The organism is uncultured Enterovirga sp., assembly GCF_964242715.1.
GTDB lineage: Bacteria > Pseudomonadota > Alphaproteobacteria > Rhizobiales > Beijerinckiaceae > Enterovirga.
Genome location: NZ_CAXTAZ010000052.1, coordinates 1 through 22,855, shown reverse-complemented (window position 1 = coordinate 22,855; position 22,855 = coordinate 1). Strand labels below are relative to the sequence as shown.

General features: G+C 68.8%; 23 protein-coding genes. 13 read left to right on the top strand and 10 right to left on the bottom strand.

From position 1 onward, the window contains the following. Nucleotides 1–152: 152 nt before the first annotated feature. Together ACFE87_RS20315 and ACFE87_RS20310 are read left to right on the top strand one after the other, a co-directional pair. Nucleotides 153–809 (top strand): thiamine phosphate synthase, encoded by a 657-nt coding sequence (locus tag ACFE87_RS20315; RefSeq protein WP_375461478.1) that lies wholly within the window; start codon nucleotides 153–155, stop codon nucleotides 807–809. Further along, complete coding sequence (locus ACFE87_RS20310) at nucleotides 806–1,759, top strand: tetratricopeptide repeat protein (RefSeq protein ID WP_375461477.1); 954 nt, start codon at nucleotides 806–808, stop codon at nucleotides 1,757–1,759. Before ACFE87_RS20315 ends, ACFE87_RS20310 begins: the two co-directional genes overlap by 4 nt. Here the strand turns inward: ACFE87_RS20310 and ACFE87_RS20305 are convergent, their stop codons facing one another. Continuing rightward, nucleotides 1,760–2,545 carry a hypothetical protein gene (locus ACFE87_RS20305; RefSeq protein ID WP_375461476.1) on the bottom strand — a complete coding sequence of 262 codons (786 nt, stop codon included), beginning with the start codon at nucleotides 2,543–2,545 and terminating at the stop codon, nucleotides 1,760–1,762. Between the two features lie 119 nt (nucleotides 2,546–2,664). Here ACFE87_RS20305 and ACFE87_RS20300 point away from each other — a divergent pair, with 119 nt between their 5' ends. Next, complete coding sequence (locus ACFE87_RS20300; RefSeq protein WP_375461475.1) at nucleotides 2,665–4,869, top strand: glycoside hydrolase family 3 N-terminal domain-containing protein; 2,205 nt, start codon at nucleotides 2,665–2,667, stop codon at nucleotides 4,867–4,869. Here ACFE87_RS20300 and ACFE87_RS20295 read toward each other — a convergent pair. The 3 genes from ACFE87_RS20295 to ACFE87_RS20285 all read right to left on the bottom strand — a co-directional run bounded on the left by ACFE87_RS20295 (nucleotide 4,859) and on the right by ACFE87_RS20285 (nucleotide 7,735). Next, a complete protein-coding gene (locus tag ACFE87_RS20295; protein WP_375461474.1) occupies nucleotides 4,859–5,248 on the bottom strand; it encodes a hypothetical protein in 390 nt (129 codons plus the stop codon). The two genes, ACFE87_RS20300 and ACFE87_RS20295, sit on opposite strands and share 11 nt — an antisense overlap. Next, on the bottom strand, nucleotides 5,245–6,570 hold the full coding sequence (locus tag ACFE87_RS20290; RefSeq protein WP_375461473.1) for an acyclic terpene utilization AtuA family protein: 1,326 nt from the start codon (nucleotides 6,568–6,570) through the stop codon (nucleotides 5,245–5,247). The genes ACFE87_RS20295 and ACFE87_RS20290 overlap by 4 nt, the downstream gene beginning before the upstream one ends. 175 nt (nucleotides 6,571–6,745) lie before the next feature. Then, nucleotides 6,746–7,735 (bottom strand): ABC transporter substrate-binding protein, encoded by a 990-nt coding sequence (locus tag ACFE87_RS20285; RefSeq protein ID WP_375461472.1) that lies wholly within the window; start codon nucleotides 7,733–7,735, stop codon nucleotides 6,746–6,748. A gap of 165 nt (nucleotides 7,736–7,900) precedes the next feature. On the opposite strand from ACFE87_RS20285, the gene ACFE87_RS20280 reads away from it, so the two are divergent. The 3 genes from ACFE87_RS20280 (at nucleotide 7,901) to ACFE87_RS20270 (ending at nucleotide 10,783) form a co-directional block, all read left to right on the top strand. Beyond that, entirely contained in the window at nucleotides 7,901–9,127 is a 1,227-nt protein-coding gene (locus tag ACFE87_RS20280) for an alpha/beta hydrolase family esterase (protein WP_375461471.1), read from the top strand. Between the two features lie 100 nt (nucleotides 9,128–9,227). Further along, nucleotides 9,228–10,433, top strand: coding sequence for an ABC transporter substrate-binding protein (locus ACFE87_RS20275; RefSeq protein WP_375461470.1), 1,206 nt, complete (start codon nucleotides 9,228–9,230; stop codon nucleotides 10,431–10,433). A gap of 107 nt (nucleotides 10,434–10,540) precedes the next feature. After that, nucleotides 10,541–10,783: a DUF2171 domain-containing protein gene (locus ACFE87_RS20270; RefSeq protein ID WP_375461469.1), complete on the top strand. Its 243-nt coding sequence runs from the start codon at nucleotides 10,541–10,543 to the stop codon at nucleotides 10,781–10,783. Between the two features lie 59 nt (nucleotides 10,784–10,842). Here ACFE87_RS20270 and ACFE87_RS20265 read toward each other — a convergent pair whose 3' ends face one another. The 3 genes from ACFE87_RS20265 to efp form a co-directional block, all read right to left on the bottom strand. Further along, nucleotides 10,843–11,286, bottom strand: a complete 444-nt coding sequence (locus ACFE87_RS20265; RefSeq protein ID WP_375461468.1) for a BA14K family protein — start codon at nucleotides 11,284–11,286, stop codon at nucleotides 10,843–10,845. A gap of 218 nt (nucleotides 11,287–11,504) precedes the next feature. Beyond that, complete coding sequence (locus tag ACFE87_RS20260) at nucleotides 11,505–12,683, bottom strand: aminotransferase (protein ID WP_375461467.1); 1,179 nt, start codon at nucleotides 12,681–12,683, stop codon at nucleotides 11,505–11,507. A 65-nt stretch (nucleotides 12,684–12,748) separates the two neighbouring features. Further along, nucleotides 12,749–13,315 carry an elongation factor P gene (efp, locus tag ACFE87_RS20255; protein ID WP_375461466.1) on the bottom strand — a complete coding sequence of 189 codons (567 nt, stop codon included), beginning with the start codon at nucleotides 13,313–13,315 and terminating at the stop codon, nucleotides 12,749–12,751. Between efp and ACFE87_RS20250 the strand changes: the two genes are divergently transcribed. The 7 genes from ACFE87_RS20250 to ACFE87_RS20220 all read left to right on the top strand — a co-directional run bounded on the left by ACFE87_RS20250 (nucleotide 13,305) and on the right by ACFE87_RS20220 (nucleotide 19,045). Then, entirely contained in the window at nucleotides 13,305–13,445 is a 141-nt protein-coding gene (locus tag ACFE87_RS20250) for a hypothetical protein (RefSeq protein WP_375461465.1), read from the top strand. The genes efp and ACFE87_RS20250 overlap by 11 nt on opposite strands. Beyond that, entirely contained in the window at nucleotides 13,442–13,864 is a 423-nt protein-coding gene (locus ACFE87_RS20245) for a cupin domain-containing protein (protein ID WP_375461464.1), read from the top strand. The genes ACFE87_RS20250 and ACFE87_RS20245 overlap by 4 nt, the downstream gene beginning before the upstream one ends. Next, the gene (gene epmA / locus ACFE87_RS20240; RefSeq protein WP_375461463.1) at nucleotides 13,861–14,892 is read left to right on the top strand and encodes an EF-P lysine aminoacylase EpmA; all 1,032 of its coding nucleotides are present in this window, start codon (nucleotides 13,861–13,863) and stop codon (nucleotides 14,890–14,892) included. The genes ACFE87_RS20245 and epmA overlap by 4 nt, the downstream gene beginning before the upstream one ends. 94 nt (nucleotides 14,893–14,986) lie before the next feature. Next, nucleotides 14,987–16,078, top strand: coding sequence for a lysine-2,3-aminomutase-like protein (locus ACFE87_RS20235; RefSeq protein ID WP_375461462.1), 1,092 nt, complete (start codon nucleotides 14,987–14,989; stop codon nucleotides 16,076–16,078). Then, the gene (locus ACFE87_RS20230; RefSeq protein ID WP_375461461.1) at nucleotides 16,075–17,052 is read left to right on the top strand and encodes a lipid A biosynthesis lauroyl acyltransferase; all 978 of its coding nucleotides are present in this window, start codon (nucleotides 16,075–16,077) and stop codon (nucleotides 17,050–17,052) included. The genes ACFE87_RS20235 and ACFE87_RS20230 overlap by 4 nt, the downstream gene beginning before the upstream one ends. A 114-nt stretch (nucleotides 17,053–17,166) precedes the next feature. Further along, nucleotides 17,167–17,622, top strand: coding sequence for a CAP domain-containing protein (locus tag ACFE87_RS20225; RefSeq protein ID WP_375461460.1), 456 nt, complete (start codon nucleotides 17,167–17,169; stop codon nucleotides 17,620–17,622). Nucleotides 17,623–17,755: 133 nt separating this feature from the next. After that, on the top strand, nucleotides 17,756–19,045 hold the full coding sequence (locus ACFE87_RS20220; protein WP_375461459.1) for a Gfo/Idh/MocA family protein: 1,290 nt from the start codon (nucleotides 17,756–17,758) through the stop codon (nucleotides 19,043–19,045). On the opposite strand, the gene ACFE87_RS20215 is transcribed toward ACFE87_RS20220, so the two are convergent. The 3 genes from ACFE87_RS20215 to ACFE87_RS20205 all read right to left on the bottom strand — a co-directional run. Continuing rightward, nucleotides 19,046–19,729, bottom strand: a complete 684-nt coding sequence (locus tag ACFE87_RS20215; RefSeq protein ID WP_375461458.1) for an SOS response-associated peptidase — start codon at nucleotides 19,727–19,729, stop codon at nucleotides 19,046–19,048. A gap of 13 nt (nucleotides 19,730–19,742) precedes the next feature. Further along, nucleotides 19,743–20,900: a zinc-binding dehydrogenase gene (locus ACFE87_RS20210; protein WP_375461457.1), complete on the bottom strand. Its 1,158-nt coding sequence runs from the start codon at nucleotides 20,898–20,900 to the stop codon at nucleotides 19,743–19,745. A 1,040-nt stretch (nucleotides 20,901–21,940) separates the two neighbouring features. Next, the coding region (locus tag ACFE87_RS20205; RefSeq protein ID WP_375461456.1) for an Asp-tRNA(Asn)/Glu-tRNA(Gln) amidotransferase subunit GatB at nucleotides 21,941–22,855 on the bottom strand (915 nt) is incomplete at its 5' end.

The window sequence follows — 22,855 nt, the reverse complement described above, 5'->3', positions numbered from 1 at the left end:
AACCAGGGCTTCGCCGCCCGGAAAAAGCGACCCAGCGCGCGTCCGGGCTGGATCGCAACGGGAAGCGCGTCGGACTTCTTCGGAGCAGCAACTTTCGCCGTAATCAGGAAGGATGACGGGGCTCGCGTGCATCGCCGCGCCCGATTGCCAAGATGACCGCCACCCCTCCCGATCTTTACCTCGTCACGCCCCTCATCGAGGATGCCGAGGCCTTCGTGCCGGCGCTCCGCGAGGCCTGCGGGGCTGCACCCGTCATGGCCGTGCTGATCCGCCTGGCACCCGCCGACGAGCGGACCCTGCTCCGCCGGGTGAAGATCCTGTCGGCCGCGATCGAGGCGCATGGTGCGGCCGCGATCGTGTCCGATCCCGGTGGCGAGGTCGACCTCGTGGCGCTGGTCACCCGCGGCGGAGCCGATGGCGGCCACGCCTCCGATCCGGAACGGCTGCAGGATCTCTGCGAGCGGCTGAAGGACGGCCGCAACATAGGGGCGGGCGGGCTGGATACAAAGCACGACGCCATGGTGGCGGGCGAACTCGGCGTCGATTACGTGCTCTTCGGGGAGCCCGGCCCGGACGGCCGCATCCCGCCGATCAGCCTCGTGGTCGAGCGCGCCGCCTGGTGGGCCGAGATCTTCCAGAATCCCTGCGTGGCCTATGCGCCGACGATGGACGCCGTGCCGATCCTGGCCGCCACGGGTGCCGAGTTCGTGGCCCTGGGCGAAGCGGTCTGGACTCACGCGGATGGGCCCGCGGCCGCCATGCGGGCGGCTCGGGCGGCCCTGCCGTCGCACCGGGATCGGGCGTCGTGAGACAGTCTCTCGCCCTTCGCTGGGCCTTCGCCATCCTGGCCGGAGCCGGCGCCTACGCGGCAGAAACGGCAACCCTTACGGCCGCGGCCCAGCCCGCCTCCCCGGCCGCACGGCAGATCGATCTCGCCTACGGAGCCTATCAGCGCGGCATGTATCTGACGGCCTACCGCGAGGCGACGGCCCGGCTCGACAAGACGCCCGGCGATGCCGCCGCGATGACCCTCCTCGGCGAACTCTTCAATCAGGGGCTCGCGGTTCGGCCGAACGCGGCGGAGGCAGCAGCCTGGTACCGGCTTGCCGCCGCCCGGGGCGATGCTCACGCCATGGCGACCCTCGGCCTGATGTCGATGGACGGACGCGGCATGCCGCGGGACCTGAGCGCGGGCCGGGCCTGGCTCGAGAAGGCAGCCGCGCAGCGTGAACCGACCGCAGCCTATAACCTCGCCCTCCTGCTGCTGTCGGACGGATCGGACGAGGCGGCCGCCCGGGCAGCACGGCTCCTCGACCTCGCAGCCGAAGCCGAGATCGGAGATGCCCAGCACGCGCTCGGTGTCCTCCTGTCCCGGGGCCAGGCGGGCCTGCCGAAGGATCCCCGCCGGGCCGCCGCGCTCTATCTGCGGGCCGCCCGGAACGGCTCGCTGGCGGGCGGGATCGAATTCGCGATCGTGCAATTCAACGGCGACGGCATCGCGAAGGACGAGACGGAGGCTGCCCGCCACTTCCGGCGCGCGGCGGCACGCGGGAACGCCATCGCCCAGAACCGTCTCGCCAGGCTGTACGCGACAGGCCGCGGCGTGCCGAAAAGCCTCTTGGAAACCGCCGTCTGGCACCTTCTCGCGGTGGGGCAAGGATTGCAGGATCCCTGGCTCGACGACGTCCTCCGTGATCTCTCGACCGAGGAGCGGAAGCGGGCCGAACAGCTCGCCGCGGAGCGCTCGGGCAAGAGCTGATCACGCATCGCGTCGCCGGACCAGGATCAGCGCCCCGTTCCAGGCGAGACAGACCGCAAGCGCCAGCACGAGGGCAAGGCCGGCGCCGAGCGGCACGGCCGCGAGATGGAGCAGCGCCAGCGCCGGGGCGTAGCCCAGCATGCCGGCGAGGCCATGCGACATGATCCCGGCCGTCGCCCGCCCCCCGATCCGGGGCTGGAGGAGGACGACGAGGCTCGAGAATACGACCGGCATCAAGGCCGCGTAGCCGGCGGCCTCCGGACCTAGTGCCTGGCCGACCAGCGTCACCCCCAAGACCACCGCCATCACGGTCACGGCCCGGAAGGCGGTCTCCCACCGCGTCGCCGGCGGCAGCGGCGGCCCGACGTGACGCCGGAGAGGCCGGGTCAAACCGATGCAGGCCAGCGTGATTGCGACGGTCGCGGCGAAGGCGCCCCCGAGCGTCCAGTCGACCTGCGACAGGGCGGCGAGGCTCGCGACCCAGCCGGCCAGCGCCGTGAGGAGCGCCAGCGGCATCGGCAGGCGGCCGGCCACGGCCGCATGGCAGGCGACGAAGATCGAGGTCGCCCCGACCGAGACGAGCGACGTCAGCGCGCTCCGGGCGACGAAGGCCGGCCCGTGGTCGAGCGCCAGGAACAGGTAGGCCGGGCCGGCCGAAACCGGCAGCGTCGCGACCATCGCGCCGAGGAATGGCCCGGTCCGCTGCACGGCGGCCGACGCCGCCACGACCACGCCGGCGGTGACGAGCATCCGGGTGCCGAGGACGAGCAGGGCTGCGGCGGTCATGGGCGGTTCGAGACGGGCATTGGGCGCGGGACCGGGGCGAAGGTCGCGCGTTCGCTTGCGGAAGCCTGCCCCGGGCCGTGTATAGGGGTGGGACGGACCGAAGGCCACGCACGCTCGACATGCTTCAAACCTTCATCCGCGGCCCCCACCGCGCCATCCTCGGCGCCTTTCTCCTCCTCGGCCTCGCCGCTCTTTCCGCGCCTGCCCATGCCCAGTCACCATCCCGCGCGACGGAGGTGGAGAGCCGCGTCGAGGCCCTGCTCGCCCGCATGACGCTGGACGAGAAGGTCGGGCAGCTGAACCTGACGCCGAACAATCCCGCCTTCGACATCGCGGAGATCAGGAACGGCCACGTTGGGGGGGTGCTCGCCTTCACCGAAGCACCGGCGATCACGGCCGCCCAGACTGCCGCCCGGGAATCTCGGCTCGGCATCCCGCTCCTTGTCGGCCTCGACGTTCTGCATGGGCTCCGGACGATGTTCCCGCTCGCGCTTGCGGAATCGGCGAGCTTCGATCCGGCGCTCGCCCGCGCGACGGCCGAGGCGGCGGCCCGGGAGGCCAAGGCCGTCGGTTTCAACTGGACCTTCGCGCCGATGGCGGACCTCGCGCGCGACCCGCGCTGGGGCCGTATCATCGAGGGCTTCGGCGAGGATCCTCTTCTCGGACGGCTCTTCACGGCGGCCCGGGTCGAGGGGTTTCGGGCGGGCGGGCTCGCGACCACGCTGAAGCATTTCGTCGGCTACGGCGCCGCCACCGGCGGACGTGATTACGACGCGACCGAGATCCCGAGGCGGGATCTGTTCGACAGCTATCTACCGCCCTTCCGGGCCGGCATCCTGGCCGGAGCCGAGAGCGTGATGAGCGCCTTCACGACGCTGAACGGCATTCCGGCGACAGCGAGCCGGAACCTCCTCACGGGCATCCTGCGCGAGCGCTGGGGCTGGGATGGGTTCGTGGTCTCCGACTGGTGGGCGATCGTCCAGCTTGTCGATCACGGCGTGGCGGCCAGCCCGGCCGAGGCCGCCATGAAGGCCATCCTCGCCGGGGTCGACATGGACATGGCGGACGGCCTCTACCGCGCGCATCTCGCCCGAGCCGTCCGGGACGGGCTCGTTCCGGAGACGGTCGTGACCGAAGCTGCCCGGCGCGTGCTGCGGGCGAAGTTCCGCATGGGCCTGTTCGAGCAACCTCCCCCGGCCCTGGTCGACAGCCCGGTCCCGAGCGAGGCTTCGCGCGCCCTCTCCCGCCGGGCGGCCCAGGACACCATGGTGCTGCTCCGGAACGTGGGATCGCTGCCGCTCCAGCCCGCATCGGGTCGCCGGATCGCACTTGTGGGAGGTCTTGCCGAGACGCCGAGAGCCCTGGTCGGGCCTCACGAGGCCCTCGCCATCTGGGCTGACGGCATCTCGGCCCGCCAAGGATTGGCCGATCGCGCCGGACGATCGGGCGCCACCCTCGCCTTCTCGCCGGGCTGCGACGCGGCCTGCGGAACGCGGGACGGCTTCGAGGCCGCGATCGAGACCGCGAAGGGCGCCGATCTCGTGATCGCGGTTCTCGGCGAGACGGAGGAGATCACCGGCGAGGGCGGGTCGCGCGCCCACCTGACCCTTCCAGGGCTGCAGGCCGAGCTACTCGCCCGGCTGGTCGAGACCGGCAAGCCGGTCGTGCTCGTGCTCGTCGCCGGCCGGCCGATCGAGCTCGGGCCGATCGTGGACCGGCTCGGCGCGGTCCTGATGGCGTGGTTTCCCGGCACGGAAGGCGGACATGCCTTGGCCGACATCCTGTTCGGCGACGCCGAGCCCTCCGCCAAGCTGCCCGTCTCGTGGCCCCGCACGGTCGGCCAGGTGCCGATCCGCTACGATCGGCTTCCCACGGGGCGCCCGCCCGAAGCGGGCAACCGCTACACGCTCCGCTATAGCGACGAGACGCTCGCGCCGCTTTTCCCCTTCGGTTTCGGCCTCGGCTACACGAGCTTCGCGCTGTCCGACCTCCTGGTCACCACGCCCAGCATTACGAAAAGTGGGGTGCTGGACGTGAAGGTGCGCATCACGAATACCGGCGCCCGGGCCGGCCGCGAGGTGGTGCAGCTCTACGTCCGCCAGCCGGTCGCAAGCGTCAGCCGTCCGCTGCGTCAGCTGAAAGCCTTCGAGAAGGTGGCGCTCTCTCCCGGCGAGAGCCGCATCGTGAGCCTGCGGGTCCCGGCTGCCGAGCTCGGTTACCACGACGACGACGGGTCCTATGTGGTCGAGCCCGGCCCTTTCCAGGTCTTCGTCGGCTCCTCGTCCGATGCGACCCTGTCCGGGGCGTTCGAGGTCACCGACTGACGCCGGGCGAAGCGACCCAGCCGGGCTCGTTCGGCAGCGTCTCGACGCTTCCCTCGTCGCCGGCGACTGCCTCGATCTCGAGCCCGAGAACGAGAAAGCTCCACGATTTCCCGTGCGAATCGAGATTGAGGGACGAGTTCACCCCGCCCTCGAGCGCCGACCGCATGACGAGATTGACCCCGCAGAGATGGTCGACCTCGTAGCGCACCACCTCGCCCCGGATGAGGTCCGGATACGCCGCCTTGACCCGCTCCGGCGTGAGGCTCGCCTTGAGCAGCGGATAATCGGCGGGATCGTAGACGAAGACCGCGACGCTCGACGTGTCGCCCTTGTCGCCTGCCCGGGCATGGGCGATGTCGTAGAGACGGCGCCGGCTCATGCCGCCTCCATCTCGAACCGGGTCGGGACGCGGTCGCGCGCGATCGAGGCCGAATAGGTGACGACCGAGGGCGTGATCGCGCCCCGGTAGCCGCCTCCCCCCGCCGGGCCGCAACAGAGAAGCGACTCGACCTCCCAGAGCAGCGTCTCGGCCTTGTCGCGATCCGTCGAGCGGAGCGCGGCCCGCACCCGCACGTCCTGCGCGTCGGAGGGGTACTCGGTCGCGGTGCCGTGCAGCGAGGAGATCCCGATCAGATCGAGGCGGAGTTTCGCGTCGTTGCCGAGCGTCTCCGCCATCCGCTCTTCGAGAACGTCCCGGGCAAGCCGGGCGCGCGCGCCGGCATTCGGGCCGGCATAGCTGATCCCGCCCTCGGCCAGGTAGCCGCCGTCGAAGCCGACGGTCACCTTCAGCTCGGGCGGGCGCTCGCGCCCCGAACCGCCGGACAGGCGGACGCGGTCGGGCCCGACCTCCTCGATGCCGACGCGGCTGAAATCGGCCGTCACGTCCGGCGTCAGATAGCGGGCCGGATCGTGGACCTCGTAGAGGAGCTGCTCCTTCACGGTCATCGGCGTGACGCACCCGCCCGCGTGGGCGAGCTTGGTGATGACGACGCCCCCGTCAGGGTCGATCTCGGCTATCGGGAAACCGCATTCGGCGAGGCGTGGCACGTCCTTCCGGCCCGGATCGGCGAAATAGCCGCCGGTGATCTGCATGCCGCATTCGAGAAGGTGGCCGGCGAGCGTGCCGGCGCCGAGCCGGGTCCAGTCGTCCTCGGCCCAGCCGTAATGGTTGCGGAGTGGCGCAACCACGAGAGCGGGATCGGAGACCCGGCCCGCGATCACGACGTCGGCCCCCGCCTGGATGGCGGGAAGCAGCGCGTCCGAGCCGATATAGGCGTTGGCCCCGACGAGCTTCAGGCCGACATCGGCGACCGTTCCGCCCTCCCAGAGCGGCGTGTCAGGCGACAGCTGGTCCGTGACCTCGTCGCCGATCACATAGGCGACCTTGAGGCCCGTGAGGCCGAGCTCGCGCGCGATCCGGAGCGTCGCCTCGGCTGCAGCCTTGGGGTTCGCGGCCCCCATATTGGTCACGAGCTTGGTCCCGTGCCGCCGGCAGAGCGGCAGGATGCGGCGCATCCGGCTCTCGAGCTGGGCGTTGTAGCCCTTGCCCGGATTCGCGAGGCGGTCGCGATGCCCGAAGGCGAGCGTGCGCTCGCCCACGCATTCGAAGATGATGACGTCGAGCCGGCCATGCTCGATGAGATCGCAGGCCGGCCCGAGCCGGTCGGCCGAGAACCCGGCCCCGCAGCCGATGCGGATCATGGTGTGGCTCCCGTCGTTCCGGGGCTCGCGAAGCGAGAACCCGGAACCCATGGAAGGGCGCCCGATCGGAACGTTTCCATTTGGTGTCCCGAGCCGTGGATTCCGGGTCTGCGCAGCATCACTGCGTGCTGCAGCGCGCCCGGAATGACGGAGTGAGGCCTGAAAAGCACGGCTCTCAGTCTCCCGGCAGCCCGTGCGCCTCCGGGAAGAACAGCTGCTTCCAATCGGTCACCGGCGTCTTCACCGTGCCGAGCTTGTTCATGAACTGGACCGTCTTGCCGATCTTCTCCGGTGTCAGCGTGTAGGCCCAGTCCGGATGCGAGATGATCGCTTCGAGCTCCTCCACCGTGTTCTTGCCGCCGGCGAGCTTGAGATAGGTCTGGGCGGCGCGCTTCTTGTCGGCGTTCAGGTACTCGATCGCCTCACGGGTCGCGTCGAGTACCGCCTGGACCGTCTTCGGATTGGCCTTCTTGAACCGCTCGCTCGTGATCAGGGTCGCGGCCGTCGCCCGGCCGCCGAGGATCTCGTAGGACGTCATCACGGTCCGGATGCGCGGGTCCTTCCGCTCCTGCTCGTGGAACGGCGAGGAGGCGAAATGCCCCGTCACCTCCGTGTTGCTGAGGAGCGCCGCCATCGCATCCGGATGACCGAGCGACACGGTCTGGCTGTCGATCCGGTAATGCTCGCCCGGACCCCATTCCTTCTCGGCCTGCATCTGCAGCATGATGGCCTGGGTCGACACCTTCACGGACGGAACCGCGATCTTGTCGGTCGGCCCGAAATCCTTGAGCGACTTCACGTTCGGCGAGCGGGTGTTGAGGTAGAGCGGGTAGGAGCAGATCGCGACGAGGCCTTTCACGTCACCCCGGGTTTTGTCCCACAGCAGCCCGACCGATGGCGTCCCGAGCGCCGTGAACTGGATCGCACCCGAGATCAGGCCCTCGTTCAGGTTCGAAGGCCCGGCGAGCTTCGCCCACACGACCTTCGGCTTCGGGAGGCCGAGCGCGACCGCATGCTTTTCGACGAGGCCGGCCTGCTCCATATACATCATGGGCAGGAAGCTCAGCCCGAATTGCTGGCCGAGCGTGACCTCCGCGACTTCCGCACGGGCCGGAACGGCGCCCAGCGTTGCAAGGCAGGCCAGGGCGGCGATGAAGCGTCGCATGGGTGTCCTCCGGCCGGCTTCTCCCGAACCAGCTTCGACCTGATTAGCCACCTTCGAGACCGAGGTCCACGACATGCGCCCTTGCGCATCGGAACCTTCACGCCATTTCACCTTTGGTGCAGTGCAGCATGAGCAAAGCCGCGGCGCTCACGGGAACAGACATTCATGGCCGGCCTACGCGCGACGACCCTCGACCTGTCCAGCCTCCGCAAACGCTGGCAGGAGGCCGTCCGATCCGGCTCGGTCTCCCTGGCGGACTCTACGGGAGCGGGCAGTACCGCGAAGCTTCAGCCCGTGGCCGGTTTCGGCTCCAATCCGGGTGCCTTGCAGATGTTCACCTACGTGCCGGAGAGCCTGCCGGCTGCGCCCGCCATGGTGGTCGTCCTGCACGGCTGCACGCAGACCGCCGCGGGCTATGCCGTCGGCGCGGGCTGGGATATGCTGGCCGAGCATTACGGGTTCGTTCTCGTCTGCCCGCAGCAGCCCTCTTCCAACAACCCGAAGAGCTGCTTCAACTGGTTCCAGCCCGGCGACACGACGCGGGGCGCGGGCGAGGCGCTGTCGATCCGAGAGATGATCGAGCGCGCCGCGACGGACCACAATGTCGACCGGAGCCGCATCTTCGTCACTGGCCTCTCCGCCGGGGGCGCGATGGCGGCCGTGATGCTCGCGACCTACCCGGAGGTCTTCGCGGGCGGCGGCATCGTCGCCGGGCTTCCCTACGGGGCGGCGGCCAACGTGCAGCAGGCGCTCCATGCCATGTTCCAAGGCGACAACCGCCCGGCTGGGAGCTGGGGCGATCTCGTCCGGGCCGCCTCGCCGCACCACGGACCCTGGCCGCGGCTCTCGATCTGGCACGGCGCCTCGGACGGAACCGTGAAGCCAGGCAACGCCCGCGAGCTCGTCAAACAATGGACCGACGTGCACGGCCTGCCGGCGGTCCCGACCGAAACGGGCGTGGTCGACGGCCACCCGAGGGAGTTGTGGCGCGACGCGTCCGGCCGCGAGGTGCTCGAATCCTTCACCATCGCCGGCATGGGTCACGGTGCGCCGCTCGCGGTCGGCACCGACGACGACAATTACGGGGCGACGGGGCCGTTCCTGCTCGAGGTCGGGATCTCGTCCTCCTACCACATGGCCGCGTTTTGGGGTCTCTTGTCCGAAAGCGATTCGGCGGCTCCGCACCGGCCACGAGCGGTCAGTGCCTCCGCTCCGGCCGGGTCCGTCGCCCTCGTCTCGCCGGATGGCAGCATCGAAATGACCAGGTCGAAGGCGCCTCGCCCTTCGCCGAGTTCCACCGACAAGGTCGGGGCACAGCCGGCGCCGGAGCGGCCGGGCGATGTCGGCGCGATCATCTCGAACGCGCTGCGGGCAGCGGGCCTGATGAAATAGCGCCCGGGAGGCGGGCCGGAGCCAGCGCGGACCGCCTTTCGGAGCATTGACAGACGCGCTCGGCACGGTTCTCTCGCGGCAAAGCACGGGAGGACGCGGAATGAAGGTGTGGACACTTTGGATCGGCGCGGCGACGCTTGCGCTCGCCCCTTCTCTCGCCGAGGCGCAAAGCGCGGCGAAACCGGTCAAGATCGGGATCCTGAACGACCAATCCGGCGTCTATGCCGATTACGGCGGCAAGTGGTCCGTCGAGGCAGCCCGGATGGCAATCGCCGATTTCGGCGGCTCGGTCCTGGGCAAGCCGATCGAAATCGTCTCGGCCGACCACCAGAACAAGCCCGACATCGCCTCGAACATCGCCCGGCAATGGTATGACGTCGACGGCGTCGACGCGATCATGGAGCTGACGACGTCTTCCGTCGCGCTCGCCGTCCAGCAATTGTCGAAGGACAAGAAGAAGATCACGATGGTGAGCGGAGCGGCCACCTCCGACCTCACCGGCAAGGCTTGCACGCCCTACGGCTTCCACTGGGCTTTCGACACGCACGCGCTCGCGGTCGGGACCGGCGGCTCGCTCGTCGAGACCGGCGGCGACAGCTGGTTCTTCCTCACCGCGGATTACGCCTTCGGCTATTCGCTCGAGTCCGACACCGCGAAATACGTGACCTCGAAGGGCGGCAAGGTCCTGGGCCAGGTTCGCCACCCGCTCGCCGCCTCCGATTATTCCTCGTTCCTGCTCCAGGCGCAGGCCTCGAAGGCGAAGATCATCGGCCTCGCCAATGCCGGGGCGGACACCAACAATTCGATCAAGCAGGCGGCCGAGTTCGGCATCGTCCAGAGCGGGCAGCGTCTCGCCGCGCTCCTCTTCACCCTCTCCGAGGTGCATGGGCTCGGTCTGCAGGCCGCCCAGGGCCTCGTCCTGACTGAAGGCTTCTATTGGGACATGGACGACCAGACCCGCGGCTTCGGCAAGCGCTTCATGGAGAAGACCGGCCGCATGCCGAACATGATCCAGGCGGGCACCTATTCGTCCGTCCTGCAATACCTGAAGGCCGTGAAGGCGGTCGGCTCGACGGATGCCGATGCCGTGTCGAAGATGCTGAAGGAGATGCCCGTCGACGACCTGTTCGCGAAGGGCGGCAAGGTCCTCCAGAACGGCCGCATGGTGCACGACGTCTATCTCTTCGAGGTTAAGAAGCCGTCGGAATCCAAGACTGCGTGGGACTATTACAAGCAGCTCGCGACCATCAAGGGCGACCAGGCCTTCCCGACCGCGAAGAACAGCGGCTGCCCCCTCACGCAGTGAGCGTCAGTCCCTTGATCACGGTCCGGTCAACAACCGGAACGTGCCGCATCGCGTCTCGTTGAGCCGCATTCGGAAGGCCGAGGGCCTGCCAGGTTCGGAGATTGACGATGGTCGACACGGCAAAGATCAAGGAACATGCCGAGGTTCTCGGTTCGGACGGGCTGCATGTCGGGACGGTCGACCACCTCGACGGACAGCGCATCAAGCTGACCAAGACCGATCCGGACGCGGGCGGCGAGCACCATTACATTCACGTCGATTCCATCGCTTCGGTCGACGAGCAGGCGGTCCGGCTGAACCGGACCGCTGCCGAAGCCAAGGACGAATGGGGCGTGGAATCCGTCGGCTGAGCGAGGCCTCGCGGGCGCGCAGGGAGGGGCGACGGTGAGGCCGCCCCTCCCTCACTTTATCAGGGGAGCTGGCAAAGATGACGGACGCCATCATAGCCGAGATAGGTCCCGCTCGCCGGGTCGAAGGACCGGTATTTCTGCGAGCAGTAAGCGACGGCGTTGCCGGAATAGGCCATCGGAGGCGGAGGTGCGGCCTGCGCGGCGAGCGCGCCTCCGAGGATGGCGCCGGTCGCTAGCCCGAGCCCCAACCCGGGACCGAAGCCGCCGCCACGCCGGCCGTAGCCGCGATAACCGTATGGGCGTCCGTACCCACCGCGTCGGAAGCCGCCTCGATGGCCGAAGCCGCCGCGGCGACCGCGGAACTGGGCGAAGGTGACCGGCACCGCTTCGGTCGAGACGATCTTGCGCGCAATATCCAGCGGAGCTGCCGTCGCGGTGATAGGGGCGACGCTTATGGCGCCGAACGCTGCCCCAGCGGCGACAATGGTTCGAAACAGAGTCATATCGGTTGATCCCTCGATGAGACACGCTCCCGAAAGAGCCTGTATCGACAACATGACCTTACGGGATGTGTTCCGATTGATGGCATGAACGGTAGATTACGGTTCGTTCACGATGGGACATCGAGCTCGGCTGAGCTCGATGACAACTCTGACCGCCCGAAAATTGCCGCCACTCTACTGTTCTTGTCTTTCCCGGATCGTTCGGTCGCCGTCCTAGCTCAATCCGCCGTGGATGCCTCGGCCAGTTCGAAGCCGTCGAGCCGCCGGGCGGCATCCGCGATCATGCGTTCGTCCACATTGGCGAAGGCCAGGCGGAGATGGTTCTCCTGACCGGGCCCGAAGGCGGCGCCCGGCAGAGTCACGATGCCGCGCTCGGCCGCGAGTTCCTCGGCGACCTGCCAGGACGTTCGGCCCGGAAAGGGGTGTCGCAAATAGGCGAAATAGGCGCCCTGCGCATCGACCCGCCAGCCCTCGGCCGCCGCAAAGGCGTGGCGGCAGGCCTCGGCCCTCCGGTTCATCACGCCACGGTTCTCGTCCCGCCACGGGCGGAGCGCGTCGATGGCCCAGGCGAGGCCCGCCTGGCCGACACGCGGTGCACAGATCTGCAGACAATCGAGGATCTTCGTGAGGTCCGGCATCAGGGCGGCGCCGGCCACGATGGCGCCCGCCCGGAAGCCCGGGACGCAATAGCTCTTCGAGAAGCTGTAGAGCTGGATCACATGATCCTGCCACGGGCCCGCGAAGAGCGCGTGCGGACGACCCGCATCGGCGGCGCGGAAATCGCGGTAGGTCTCGTCGACGACGAGCATGATGCCGCGGCGACGGCAGAGGTCGGCGAAGCCCGCGATCACGTCGGGCGGGTAGACGGCCCCCGTCGGGTTGTTCGGCGTGACGAGGAGAAGCGCCCGGACGCGGTCGTCGAGGAGGCGCTCGGCCTCCGCCGGGTCGGGCACGAAGCCGGTCTCCGGCCGGCACGGGATGGGCAGGATATCGATGCTAAGAAGGCGGGCATTCATTTGGTGGTTGAAATACCAGGGCGTCGGCAGCGCCACGGCATCGCCGGCCCGGGCCAGGAGCAGCGTGATCGCGAAAGAAGCCATGTTGGCCCCCGTCGTGATCGCGACCTCGTCGGCATCGACCCGCCCGCCGTAGAGGGACGAGACCTCGGCCGCGTAGCTTTCGCGGAGCGCAAGGTCGCCCGTGATGTGGCCGTAACTGTAGCTGCCCGGCTCGCCGGCAGCCCCGCTGAGATGGCGGACGAGGTCGGGATGCGGCGGATAGCCGGGAACGGCCTGGGTCAGGTCGAGCAGCGGCCCGTGGCGCCCGTCATAGCGCGCCGCCCAGGAGCGCGCCTCGGGGATCGGCGGCGAGGCGACCGCCGCGACATGCGGGTTCACGCCGCCCACCGGATCGGCCCGTCGGGCCGTGCGCTCCTCACCGAAAGCTGGACCGGCCAGGTGGGTCAGTCTTTCGCCCGTTCGACGTAGGAGCCGTCCGCCGTCTGCACGACGATGCGGGTGCCGGTCGCGATATGGGGAGGCACCATCGTCCGCATGCCGTTCGCCAGCATGGCGGGCTTGTAGGAGGACGAGGCCGTCTGGCCCTTCATCGTCGGCTCGGTCGAGGTGATCTCGAGGGTGACGCGGGCTGGCAGTTCGATGGCGATCGGCGTGCCGTTATAGACTGACAGGTTGCAGGCCATCCCCTCCTGAAGGTAGGCCGCGCCGTCCCCGATCACCTCTTTCGGGACGGCAAGCTGGTCGAAGGTCTCCGGGTTCATGAAATGAAACCCGTCCGAATCCTGGTAGAGGAAGGTGTGCTCGCGATCTTCGACGAAGGCGCGCTCGACCTGCTCCGTCGTGCGGTAGCGTTCCGCCACCTTCACGCCGTCCGACATGCGTCTCATGTCGAGCTGGGTCACCGGCGTGCCCTTGCCGGGATGGATATTCTCGGCCGTGACGATCACGTAGAGCTTGCCGTCGACCTCGACGACGTTGCCCTTGCGGAGGGTGGACGCGATGACCTTCACGTTCGTGACTTTCCCGATCGATACTGCGGACGGCGCGGCGCTGCGGGCCGCGTGGCGTCCGGCCGGACTAGCCGATCTCGGCCAAGCGCGCCAGTTATCCCGCCGCAATGTCCTGGAGGCGGCCCGGTGACAGAGGTGATCCGGATCGGCGGGCTCGAATTGCGCTTCCTCCGGAGCAAGCACGAGACCGGCGGCAGCCTCGACCTGTTCGAGATGACCGTGCCGCCGACGGGCCGCATGCCCGTGCCTCACCATCACCGGGACTGGGAAGAGACCGTCTACGGCCTGTCCGGTCGACTCGGCTTCACGGTCGACGGCGAGCGACGCGAGATCGGGCCCGGCGACACCCTCTTCATCCCGCGCGGGGTCGTGCACGGCTTCGCCAATGACAGCGGCGAGCCGGCGACTTGCCTGACGATCCTCACCCCGGGCGTTCTCGGGCCGGAATATTTCCGCGAGCTGGCCGCGCTGGTGGCGGCCGGCCCGCCCGATCCCGAACGGATGCGGGAGGTGATGCTGCGGCACGGGCTCGTGCCCGCTCCCTCATGACGCGATGGTGGGACCGCTCCGTCCATCTCGATCGCCGCCCGCGCCTGCTGCTGCGAAACCGCATCGTCGCCGCCATCAGGGCCTGGTTCGCGGACCGTGATTTCGTCGAGGTGGATCCGGCGGCGCTGCAGGTATCGCCCGGCAACGAAACCCATCTCCACGCCTTCTCGACCGAGGCGGTCGCACCCGACGGCGGCCGGATGCCGCTGCACCTTCACACCTCGCCGGAATTCGCGCTGAAGAAGCTGCTCGCCGCCGGCGAGCCACGGCTCTTCGCGCTACCGCATGTCTACCGCAACCGGGAGCGCGGCCGGCTACACCATCCCGAATTCACGATGCTGGAATGGTATCGGGCCGGAGAGCCCTATAGGGCCGTGATCGAGGACGGCATTGCCCTGGTCCGGCTCGCGGCCGAGGAAGCGGGGCGCTCGCGTCTCGAGTTCCGCGGCCGGACCTGCGATCCCCAAGCGGAGCCCGAGCGGATCGCCGTGGCCGAAGCCTTTGCGCGCTTTGCCGGGATCGACCTTGCGGCCACGATGTCGGCGATCGGAGAGCCGGATGCGGACGCGCTCATGCGATGCTGCCGGGCAGCCGGCATCCGGGTCGCAGCCGACGACACCTGGTCCGATTTGTTCTCGCGCGTCCTCGTCGAGAAGGTGGAGCCGCATCTCGGCCTCAAACGCCCGACGATCCTCGACCGCTACCCGGTCGAGGAGGCCGCCCTCGCCCGGCGCACGCCGGACGACCCGCGTTTCGCCGAGCGGTTCGAGCTCTATGTCTGCGGCATCGAACTCGCGAACGGCTTCGGCGAGCTGACCGATCCCGTCGAGCAAAGCCGCCGCTTCAGCGCGGCGATGGACGAGCGCCAGCGCATCTACGGCGAACGCTACCCGGTCGACGAAGACTTCCTGCAGGCGCTCGCCGCGATGCCGGAAGCGTCCGGCGTGGCGCTCGGGCTCGACCGCCTCGTGATGCTGGCCGTGGGAGCCGAGCGCGTGGAGGACGTGATCTGGACACCGGTCGCGTAACCGGCCGATCGGACGTCGGCTTGCGCCCGGCCCGGAACCCACGCACAAGCGCCGCGGTCCAGGCTCGAACCAGATCACCTGATCCTGGTATCCCGTGCGAGACGTGATCCCGTTCCGGACTTTCGCATTGGACCCCTGCCACCACACGCTACGCTCGATCGACGACCTTGCCGGCAGGGGCATGGTCCGCCCGGACCAGCTGCCCGCGCTCGACCAGGTCGCTTCGCGCTATGCCGTCGCGATCACGCCGGCGATGGCCGAGCTCATCCAGGCGGGCGTCGGCGACGATCCGATCGCCCGGCAATTCGTCCCGAGCGAGGCCGAGCTGGACACCCTGCCACATGAACGCGCGGACCCGATCGGCGACGAGGCGCACAGCCCGGTCGAGGGCATCGTGCACCGCTATCCGGACCGGGTGCTGCTGAAGCCGGTCCATGTCTGCGCCGTCTATTGCCGCTTCTGCTTTCGCCGCGAGAGCGTGGGGCCCGGGAAGGCGCAGGCCCTGTCACCCGCGGCGCTCGGCCGGGCGCTAGACTACATCCGGAGCCGGCCCGAAATCTGGGAGGTGATCCTCACGGGCGGCGATCCGCTCGTCATGTCTCCGCGCCGGCTGGGCGGGATCATGGCCGCGCTCGCGGCCATTCCTCACGTCAAGATCGTCCGCCTGCACACGCGGGTGCCGGTCGTCGATCCGGAGCAAGTCACGCCGGCGCTCGTCCGGGCGCTTCGCGTTCCAGGCGCGACCACCTGGCTCGTCCTGCATGCCAACCATCCCGGCGAACTGACCGAGGCGGCGCGTGGCGCGCTCGACCGGCTCGCGGGAGCCGGCATCCCGCTCCTCAGCCAGTCCGTTCTCTTGCGCGGCGTCAACGACGATCCGGCGACGCTGGAGGCGCTCATGCGCGCCCTCGTCGAGGCACGGGTGAAGCCCTATTACCTCCACCATGGCGACCTCGCGCCGGGCACCTCGCATCTGCGGACCAACATGGCCGAGGGGCGTGCCCTGATGCGCGACCTGCGTGGCCGGGTCTCGGGTCTCTGCCAGCCGGATTACGTCCTCGACATTCCGGGCGGCCACGGCAAGTCGCCGATCGGCCCGGTCTATCTCCGCGAAGACTGCGGAGAGACGGCCGTCGAAGATTGGCGCGGCGTTCGTCATTCCTATCCGCCGAAGTCTCAGCCGTGAGATGGCTCCGCTTCAAGCTGCAGGCCCTCCGCTTCGTGAAGCGGATCGGCGGGGCCGTGATGATCGCGCTCGTGAGGAGCGTCTTCGCCTTCGCGCGCGCGATCGGGCCGGAGCTGTCGAGCAATGTCGGGGCTTTCGTGGCCCGCACCGTCGGGCGGCTCCTGAAGCAGAACCGGATCGCGCTCGTGAATGTCCGGGCCGCCTATCCGGAGGCGAGCGAGGCGGAGGTGCGGGCAATCGTCGACGGCGCCTGGGCCAATCTCGGCCGGACAGGGGCCGAATACGCCCATCTTGCGACCATCTTCGACTACGATCCCGACGCGGCCGAGACAGGCCGGATCGAGGTCGGCGGCGCCGAGCATTTCCTCGCCCTCCGCGACGACGGCCGGGCCGGCATCGTGTTCTCGGCCCATCTCGGCAATTGGGAGCTGCCGGCGATCTGCGCGGCCCGGTTCGGGCTCGAGACGACCGCGATCTTCCGGCCCCCGAACGACCCCGCCATCGCCGCGGTCGTGCAGGAGGTTCGGGCCGGCACGATGGGTGGTCTCGCGGCCTCGACGGGCGGCGGCGCGGCCTATGCGATCTCGGGGGTCCTGGACCGCCAGGGCCATGTCGGCCAGCTGATCGACCAGCATTTTACCCGGGGCGTGGTGGTGGATTTCATGGGCCGGCCGGCGCTCGCGAACCCGCTTCTCGCCAAGCTCGCGCGCCATCACGACGTGCCGGTTCACGGCGCCCGCGTGATCCGCCTTGCCGGCCACCGGTTCCGGCTGGAGATCACGCCGCCCCTCGACCTGCCGCGCGATCCCGACGGGCAGATCAACGTCGCGGGCGCCGTGCAGGCGATGACGCGCGTGGTCGAGGGCTGGGTGAGGGAGCATCCCGAGCAATGGCTCTGGATGCACAGGCGCTGGCGCGTGCCGATCCCGGCCGCCGGTCGGGCGTCGTCCGGGCGGGCATCGGCACCGACCTGAGCGGCCCCACGACGAGGGGCGGGCCGGATCCTCGGCCGCTAAAATGCCCCGAGCTCCGCCTACCCTCGTACAAGGATTCGCCCGCCATGGATTCGGACGAGACCGGGAGCATCGATGAACCGCCGAACCTTCACCGCCGGCCTGGCCGCTTTCTCGTCAGCCGCGATCCTTGCCGGACGAGGCACCACCGCTGCCCCGCGAAAACCGACAGCCGGGAATGACGCCGCCCGAGCCGCGCAACTGATCTCCGCGATCCGGCAGGCAGCGGGCCTGCCCCCCGTCTCCGTCGACCGGAAGCTCACAGCGGCCGCGGAATACCAGGCCAGGAGCGTCGCCGCCGCCGGGAGCCTGTCGCACGGCGATTTCGCAGGCCGCGTCCGCAGCTTCGGCATCGCGGGCGCCGTGGCCGAGAACCTGGCCTACGGCTCGGACGACGTCGCCGGCGCGATCGCGCAATGGCAGGGCTCGGCCCCGCACCAGGCGAACCTGCTGATGGCGGGCGCCCGCCGCATCGGTCTCGGCCGGGCCGACAGCGGGAGCACCCGCTACTGGGCCCTCGTGATCGGATAGGCCGCCGGCCTCTCCCGACCGGGAAGGTCCCGCCCTTCGCGACCGATCACATCCCGGAGAGGCAAGCCCGGCCCAGGAACCCTGCCGGTCCCGGCCCGTTCGCGGGTGACATGACACAGGGGCGATCAGGCCGATGACGGACACCACCGACACGATGTCGAGGCGCAAGCTGATGGGGGCCACGGGCCTCGCGCTCGCCGGCACGGCTTTGTCCGGCCCTGCGCTCGCGGCCGGCACCATCCCGCCCTCCGCGCTCGATGTCGGCCGGGTCGAGGGCGGGCGGGTCGTGTTCCCGAACTGGCGCGGCGAGGCCGACAAGCCGTCCCCGCCTCCCCCGGCACCACTGCCCCCCGACCAGCGCATCGGCTTCGCGATCGTCGGTCTTGGCCGGCTCTCGCTTGAGGAGATCCTGCCCGCCTTCGGGGAGAGCCGGCGCGCGAAGCCCGTCGCGCTCGTGTCGGGCTCGCCCGACAAGGCCCGAACGGTGGCCGGGCAATACGGCATCCGTCCCGATGCGGTCTACGATTACGCCTCCTTCGACCGGATCGCCCAAAATCCCGCGATCCAGGCCGTCTATGTCGTCCTGCCGAATTCCATGCACCACGAGTTCACGATCCGGGCCGCGAAGGCCGGCAAGCACGTGCTCTGCGAGAAGCCGATGGCGATGTCGTCGGCCGAGGCGCGCGAGATGACGGAAGCGTGCCGCGCCGCGAATGTGAAGCTGATGATCGCCTACCGGATCCAGTACGAGCCCTACAACCGCGAGGCGATGCGGCTGATCCGGTCGGGCGAGCTCGGACCGGTCAAGTTCATCGACGCGATCAACACGCAGAGCCAGGGCGATCCCAACCAATGGCGGCACAAGCTCGCCATGGCGGGCGGGGGAGCGCTGCCCGATATCGGCCTCTACTGCCTCAACACGACGCGCGCCTATCTCGGCGAGGAGCCGGTCGAGGTTTTCGCCCGCCAGTGGAGCACGCCGAACGATCCCCGCTTCCACGAGGTCGAGGAGAATGTCGCCTTCATGCTGCGCTTCCCGTCCGGCATCGTCGCGAATTGCTTCACGGGCTACGACGCCCATGACGGCAAGCCGATCCGGGTCCATCTCGAGAAGGCCTGGATCGATATCGAGAACGCCTTTTCGTATCGCGGGCAGCAGATGCGCATCGGCCATCGCGCCGGCCGGAAGGCGGCCGTGGACCAGATCGAGGTCGGGGCCAAGAACCAGTTCGCGCTGGAACTCGACCACTTCGCCCAGTGCATCGCCGAGAACCGGATCCCGCACACGCCCGGCGAGGAGGGCGTGCAGGATCACGTCGTCATGGAGGCGATCTACGAATCCGCCCTAACCGGCGCGCCCGTAACGCTGGCGGAGATCCAGGGGCGGGACACGACGCGCGGACCCGCGCCGACGGAGGGCTGATCAGGCGAAGAGCGGCCCTGCGTCGCTCGCCGCCTTGCCAGGCGGCGGGTCCTCGCGTGCGCCGGTCGCGACGATGAGAAGGGCATCGTCCGGGGCCGGCCGCTGCAGTTGGAGTGCGTCTTCGATCGGTGCGGTGAGCCAGGTCTCGATGTCGGCAGGATCGGTTAGGATCACCGGCATGGCCTTCGGGTGGACCGGGCCGACGACGGCATTCGGCGCGGTGGTCAGGAAGCCGTAGAGCTGGTGGGGGCCCTCGACCGGGTTCGCCTTCGTGCCCCGGATGCCGGTCCAGTGGCACCAGATTCCCGCGAAGGCGAAGACGGGCCGGGTCTCGTCCCGGGCGAACCAGGTCGGCGTTTTCCGTGGCTTCGTGTCGGCATATTCGCAGAAGGCCGTGACCGGGACGATGCAGCGGTTCGCGGGCTTCAGCCACGCCCGCCAATGCGGGCTTTTCGGGTTGCGGATGTTGGTCACCGGAACGCCGCCATAGGCGGGCGGGCAGGGCATGCCCCAGCGCAGCATGGCGAGTTCGCGGATTCCGTCCGGGCCCGTCCGGACCACCGGCGCCATCGAATCCGGGAAGAGGGCCGGCAGCGGCGGCAGGTTGCCGGCGAGGTCGCGCTCGACCCGGAACAGATTGCGGATCGCCTCCTGGTTCGTGGTGACCGAGTAGAGGTTGCACATGGGCCGGTACGCGTCAGTCGACGAGTTCCGGGAAGGGGACGATCGTCGACTTCACGGTCTTCATCGCCATCGCATCCGCCACCGCCCGCGACACGCCGTCCTCGGTGAAGGGGTAGATCGTCTGCATGTCGAAATACGGATACTTGTCGCGGGTGCGGTAGAGCATGTCGACGCCGAGCGGCAGGTCGTTGCCGGTGAAGGCCCAGGAGCCGAGGACGTTCAAGTCCTTCGTGCAGATGCGGTGCCAGTTCGTCTGGATCGAGCCTGCATCGGTGAACTGGCCCATCTCGACATAGGTGCCGCCGTCGCGCAGGAACTCGATCCCTTCCGGGCCCGCACTCGGATGGCCGGAGCAATCCATGACGAGGTCGGCCCCGAAGCCGCCGACGATCTCGCGCACCCGGGCGATGCGGTCCGCCGGGCTCGTCACCTCCTCGATATTCACCGTCGCCTCGGCGCCGAACTTGCGGGCGAGCGCGAGCCGCGGCTCCTCCGGCGCGCCGACGCAGATGACCCGGCCGGCGCCCATCTCCTGTGCGGCGGCGATCGCCAAAATGCCGATCGGGCCGGAGCCCTGGATCACGACCGTGTCGCCCCAGTTGAAGCCGCCGGCCTTCTTGGCGCGGTTGAAGGCCCGCATGCAGGAGGTCATCGGCTCCGAGAGGGCGCCGAGCCGGAGGGACATATCGTCGGGCAGCTTGTAGACCTTGGTGCCGGGCAGCATGTCGAGATCGACATAGACATACTCCGCCCAGCCGCCCCAGAGATGCGGCGCCTTGTCGAAGCCGAGATAGCGCCCGTAATAGACCGGCGTCAGACACTTGTTCGCCGTCTCGGGATAGTGGACGCAGTAATAGCAATGACCGCACGGCATCAGCGGCGGGATCATCACTTTGGAGCCGACATCGAGCGGCTTGCCCATGAAGTCTTCGGTAAGCTCGGCACCCTTCTCGACGATGATGCCGCCGATCTCGTGGCCGAGGGTGAAGGGCCAAGGCAGCGGTTTTGGCCAATGCCCCTTCAGGATGTGCTGGTCGGTGCCGCAGACGCCGCAGGCCCCGACCTGGATCAGCGCCGCCTTCTTCGGAACCTCCGGCCATGCGACGGTCCGGAAGACCGGCTGGGCGCCGGGCCCGGCGAAGGTCGCGACGCGGATATCGTGCTTGCCCATGAGCGTCTCCCAGACAGGCGCGGCTCGTGCCGGCTCTTGCATGTCCCATGCTCCGAGAGGGGCCGCCGGCGCAAGTCGCAAGGGCGAGAGCCATCTTCCGTCCCGGCCATGCATCTCGCGGGTGCAACGAAGATATCGCTTGACGACCTCGGCCACGAGGATCAGTCTTCGTGTCGTCTCACCTGGATGACGCCCGATGCCGGACTGGAGAAACGGACGACATCTGCCACGCTGATCTCCGGATCAGCCGGAAAGGAGGCTCGAATGACGCCACCTCAGCATTTCGCCACGGCGACAGCTGCGGGATAGTTCGGCCCGCAGCCGAGAGGCCCTTGCGAACACGAAGCGGAGGCGACCTCAGGGGCACGGAGCTGCCGTACGGCATCGCTCCTAGCACGCACGCCCCATCTCGGTCGCTTCCGTTTTGTTTGTATGAAGGCTGGTCACGTTCGGCAAAGACATGCCTCCGTCCAGTGTGCGCCGTTGAGCCGGATTCGTGATATGTCGGGACACATCGTGGCCTCGGGCTGAAACGCGCTGCGGCCCACGTCATCGGTATCGAGCTAAGTCATGGACCCTCTGGCCCTAGCGGTTGATCCTTCCCGTCGAACCCGCACGCCTCCCGACGATTTCGCCGACGACATACTGTTGGAAATGGCTAACCTCGGCGAGGGGGACACCCGTGTCCCGGGTACGATATTCGTTTCCACGGCGCTCGGTGCGCACGGACCACGGGTGAAGTGGTATCCGAATGCGCCGGGCCGGGCTGTGCCCTGCCTCATCGTCTCGATCTCGCCCGAGCCCGAGGTTCGAGACGATTTCCTACCGGCCCGAGTCTCGGGTCCCGTTCTTCCTCTGCTGCGAGAGTGGATCAAGCTGAACCACGCCGAGCTGAGGACCTTCTGGGACGAAGGTGAGAGCTGGGATCGTCATCGCGTCGCGCGCTTTCTGGACGCTCTCCGACCGATTTCCCGGTAGCCTGTCATACGATCAGGCCTCCCGGCGTCAGAGGTTGCGCCAACGACCGCGCTGCCAAGATCTCATTCCACCCCGAGTTTCTGCTTCACGAGCGCGTTCACGGCCGCCGGCGCCGCCTTGCCGCCGGTTTCCTTCATCACCTGGCCGACGAACCAGCCGGCGAGGGTGGGCTTGGCCTTGGCCTGCGCGACCTTGTCCGGGTTCGCCGCCATGATCTTGTCCACGGCGGCCTCGATCGCGCCGGTATCGGTGACCTGCCGCATGCCGCGGCTCTCGACGAGGGCGCGGGGATCGACAGGTCCGTCCTTTGCCTCGTTCCAGACGAGTTCGAACAGGTCCTTGGCGATCTTGCCCGAGATCACGCCCTCGCCGATCAGGTCGATGACGGTGCCGAGCTGCGCGGCCGAGACCGGGCTAGCCTCGATGTCCTGGCCCTCGCGATTCAGGCGGCCGAAGAGCTCGTTGATGACCCAGTTCGCGGCGGTCTTGCCGTCGCGCCCGGCCGCCACGGCCTCGAAGTAGTCCGCGGAGGCGCGTTCCGCGACGAGCACGCCGGCATCGTAGGACGAGAGGCCGAAATCTCGGATGAAGCGAGCCTTCTTGGCGTCCGGCAGTTCCGGCAGGCCCTCGGCCAGTGCGTCGACATAAACCTGGTCGAATTCGAGCGGCAGGAGGTCCGGGTCCGGGAAGTAGCGGTAGTCGTGCGCCTCTTCCTTCGAGCGCATCGAGCGGGTCTCGCCCTTCCCGGCATCGAAGAGCCGGGTCTCCTGCGAGATCACGCCGCCATCCTCGATGATCGCGATCTGGCGGCGCGCCTCGTATTCGATCGCCTGGCCGATGAAGCGGATCGAGTTCACGTTCTTGATCTCGCAGCGCGTGCCGAGCGGCTCGCCCGGGCGGCGCACCGACACGTTCACGTCGGCCCGCAGGCTGCCCTTCTCCATGTCGCCGTCGCAGGTGCCGAGATAGCGCAGGAT

Bases quoted from the DNA above. Each gene is read 5' to 3' on its own strand.
- ACFE87_RS20315 (WP_375461478.1), top strand. From the start codon at position 153: ATGACCGCCACCCCTCCCGATCTTTACCTCGTCACGCCCCTCATCGAG.
- ACFE87_RS20265 (WP_375461468.1), bottom strand. From the start codon at position 11,286: ATGACTCTGTTTCGAACCATTGTCGCCGCTGGGGCAGCGTTCGGCGCC.
- ACFE87_RS20275 (WP_375461470.1), top strand. From the start codon at position 9,228: ATGAAGGTGTGGACACTTTGGATCGGCGCGGCGACGCTTGCGCTCGCC.
- ACFE87_RS20300 (WP_375461475.1), top strand. From the start codon at position 2,665: ATGCTTCAAACCTTCATCCGCGGCCCCCACCGCGCCATCCTCGGCGCC.
- epmA (WP_375461463.1), top strand. From the start codon at position 13,861: ATGACGCGATGGTGGGACCGCTCCGTCCATCTCGATCGCCGCCCGCGC.
- ACFE87_RS20290 (WP_375461473.1), bottom strand. From the start codon at position 6,570: ATGATCCGCATCGGCTGCGGGGCCGGGTTCTCGGCCGACCGGCTCGGG.
- ACFE87_RS20305 (WP_375461476.1), bottom strand. From the start codon at position 2,545: ATGACCGCCGCAGCCCTGCTCGTCCTCGGCACCCGGATGCTCGTCACC.
- ACFE87_RS20270 (WP_375461469.1), top strand. From the start codon at position 10,541: ATGGTCGACACGGCAAAGATCAAGGAACATGCCGAGGTTCTCGGTTCG.
- ACFE87_RS20215 (WP_375461458.1), bottom strand. From the start codon at position 19,729: ATGTGCAACCTCTACTCGGTCACCACGAACCAGGAGGCGATCCGCAAT.
- ACFE87_RS20295 (WP_375461474.1), bottom strand. From the start codon at position 5,248: ATGAGCCGGCGCCGTCTCTACGACATCGCCCATGCCCGGGCAGGCGAC.
- ACFE87_RS20225 (WP_375461460.1), top strand. From the start codon at position 17,167: ATGAACCGCCGAACCTTCACCGCCGGCCTGGCCGCTTTCTCGTCAGCC.
- ACFE87_RS20210 (WP_375461457.1), bottom strand. From the start codon at position 20,900: ATGGGCAAGCACGATATCCGCGTCGCGACCTTCGCCGGGCCCGGCGCC.
- ACFE87_RS20280 (WP_375461471.1), top strand. From the start codon at position 7,901: ATGGCCGGCCTACGCGCGACGACCCTCGACCTGTCCAGCCTCCGCAAA.
- ACFE87_RS20285 (WP_375461472.1), bottom strand. From the start codon at position 7,735: ATGCGACGCTTCATCGCCGCCCTGGCCTGCCTTGCAACGCTGGGCGCC.
- ACFE87_RS20220 (WP_375461459.1), top strand. From the start codon at position 17,756: ATGACGGACACCACCGACACGATGTCGAGGCGCAAGCTGATGGGGGCC.
- ACFE87_RS20250 (WP_375461465.1), top strand. From the start codon at position 13,305: ATGACCTTCACGTTCGTGACTTTCCCGATCGATACTGCGGACGGCGCG.